Origin of the sequence: Micromonospora sp. NPDC092111 (assembly GCF_044755745.1) — a bacterium.
GTDB lineage: Bacteria > Actinomycetota > Actinomycetes > Mycobacteriales > Micromonosporaceae > Micromonospora.
This window is the reverse complement of the sequence record NZ_JBIVRQ010000043.1, coordinates 1-2,845: the sequence shown is the minus strand read 5'-3', so window position 1 is coordinate 2,845 and position 2,845 is coordinate 1. Positions and strand designations below refer to the sequence as shown.

The 2,845-nt window shown below is 64.5% G+C and carries 2 protein-coding genes; both read left to right on the top strand.

What is annotated here, in order from left to right:
- Position 1 precedes the first annotated feature (1 nt).
- The gene (locus ACIQG9_RS29805) at positions 2–1,828 is read left to right on the top strand and encodes a 2-oxoacid:acceptor oxidoreductase subunit alpha (protein WP_400408570.1); all 1,827 of its coding nucleotides are present in this window, start codon (positions 2–4) and stop codon (positions 1,826–1,828) included.
- Positions 1,821–2,845: 2-oxoacid:ferredoxin oxidoreductase subunit beta (locus ACIQG9_RS29800; protein ID WP_400408569.1), on the top strand; the 1,025-nt coding region annotated here is incomplete at its 3' end. The genes ACIQG9_RS29805 and ACIQG9_RS29800, both read left to right, overlap by 8 nt.

Genomic DNA, 2,845 nt, shown 5'->3' with positions numbered 1-2,845 from the left:
ACTGGACCGGGTGGTGATCCGGTTTGCTGGTGATTCGGGCGATGGTATGCAGTTGACCGGTGATCGGTTCACGTCGGAGACGGCGCAGTTGGGTAATGATATTTCGACGTTGCCGAATTTTCCGGCGGAGATTCGGGCGCCGGCGGGGACGTTGCCGGGTGTGTCGAGTTTTCAGGTGCATTTCGCTGATTACGATATTTTGACTCCGGGTGATGCGCCGAATGTGTTGGTGGCGATGAATCCGGCGGCGTTGAAGGCGAATGTTGCTGATCTGCCGCGTGGGGCGGACATCATCGTGAACACGGATGAGTTCACGAAGCGGAACCTGGCGAAGGTGGGTTACGCGGTCAGTCCGTTGGATGATGGTTCGTTGGCCGGTCATGTGGTGCATCCGGTGGCGTTGACGTCGATGACGGTGGGTGCGCTGGCTGGGCTCGGGGTGGCGAAGAAAGACGCGGAGCGGGCGAAGAACATGTTCGCTCTGGGTTTGTTGTCGTGGATGTATTCGCGGCCGTACGAGTCGACGTTACGGTTTTTGGAGCGGAAGTTCGTCAAGCGGCCGGAGTTGGTGGCGGCGAACATCGCGGCGTTCCGGGCGGGTTGGAACTTCGGGGAGACGACCGATTCGTTCGCGGTGCGGTATGAGGTGAAACCGGCGAGGATGCTACCGGGCACCTACCGGAACATCACCGGTAACGCCGCGTTGTCGCTGGGTCTGGTCGCCGCCGGGGTGCGGTCGGGGTTGCCGGTGTTCCTCGGCGCGTATCCGATCACCCCGGCGTCGGACATCCTGCACGAGTTGAGTAAGCACAAGAAACTCGGTGTGGTCACCATGCAGGCCGAGGACGAGATCGCGGCGGTCGGCGCGGCGTTGGGCGCCTCGTACGGCGGCGCGTTGGGGGTGACCACCACCAGCGGACCCGGGGTCGCCCTGAAATCCGAGACGATCTCCCTGGCGGTGGCGTTGGAGTTACCGCTGGTCATCGTGGACGTGCAACGCGCCGGACCGTCGACCGGGCTACCCACGAAAACCGAGCAGGCGGACCTGAACATGGCCCTGCACGGGCGACACGGCGAGGCACCGGTCGCGGTGATCGCCGCGAAGTCCCCGTCGGACTGTTTCCACGCCGCCCTGGAAGCGGCCAGGATCGCGTTGACCTACCGCACCCCGGTGATCCTGCTGTCGGACAACTACGTCGCCAACGGCTCCGAACCGTGGCTGCTCCCCGACGTCGAGTCCCTACCCGACCTGCGGGTCGACTTCGCCACCACCCCCAACGGCGAGGACGGCACCACCTTCCTGCCCTACCTACGAGACCCGCAGACCCTGGCCCGACCATGGGCCGTCCCCGGCACCCCCGGCCTGGAGCACCGCATCGGCGGCCTGGAGAAAGCCGACAAGACCGGCGACATCTCCTACGACCCCGCCAACCACGACCACATGGTCCGCATCCGCGCCACCCGCATCGACAACATCCCCGTACCGGACATCGACGTGGAAGACCCCGACGGCGACGCCCGGGTCCTCGTCCTCGGCTGGGGCTCCACCTACGGCCCGATCGGCGCCGCCTGCCGCGCCCTACGCCAACGCGGACTACCCATCGCCCAGGCACACCTGCGACACCTGTCCCCCCTACCAGCCAACCTCGCCGACGTCCTGGCCACCTACGACCGGGTCGTCATCCCCGAGATGAACCTCGGCCAACTCGCCCAGGTGATCCGAGCCAGATACCTGATCGACGCGATCGCCTACAACCAGGTCCGCGGCCTACCCTTCACCGCCGCCGAACTGGAGACGACGCTGGAAGAGGTCCTCAAAAATGCGTGAACCCGTCACCCTCACCACCAAAGACTTCAAATCCGACCAGGAAGTCCGCTGGTGCCCCGGCTGCGGCGACTACGCCATCCTCGCCGCCATCCAACAGTTCATGCCCGAACTGAACATCCCCCGCGAAAACACCGTCTTCATCTCCGGCATCGGCTGCTCCTCCCGCTTCCCCTACTACATGAACACCTACGGCCTCCACTCCATCCACGGCCGCGCCCCCGCCATCGCCACCGGCCTGTCCGTCACCCGACCCGACCTGTCCGTCTGGGTCGTCACCGGCGACGGCGACGCCCTCTCCATCGGCGGCAACCACCTCATCCACGCCCTACGCCGCAACGTCAACCTCACCATCCTCCTGTTCAACAACCGCATCTACGGCCTCACCAAAGGCCAATACTCCCCCACCTCCGAAATCGGCAAAATCACCAAATCCACCCCCACCGGCTCCGCAGACGCCCCCTTCAACCCCCTATCCCTCGCCCTCGGCGCCGAAGCCACCTTCGTCGCCCGCACCATCGACTCCGACCGCAAACACCTCCAAACAGTCCTCCGCGCCGCCGCACAACACCAAGGCTCCGCATTCGTCGAAATCTACCAAAACTGCAACATCTTCAACGACGGCGCCTTCGACCAACTCAAAGAACCACACACCCGCGACAACTACCTCATCCACCTCGAACACGGCCAACCCATCACCTTCGGCAACAACGGACAATACTGCCTCGTCCACCCACCACGAGGCTTCGGACTCGAAGTCCGCAACACCGCAACCACCCCCACCGAGGAAATCGTCGTCCACGACACGACAATCACCGACCCCGCATACGCCTTCGCCCTGACCCGCCTGCCCGGACCAGACCTACGCAACACCCCCATCGGCGTGTTCCGCCAGACCACCCGCCCCTCCTACGACAACGTCGTACAAGAACAAGTAGCCACCGCCAAAGCCACCACCACCGACACCCCCGAACAACAACTCACCAACCTCCTCACCAACGGCGACACCTGGACGATCCG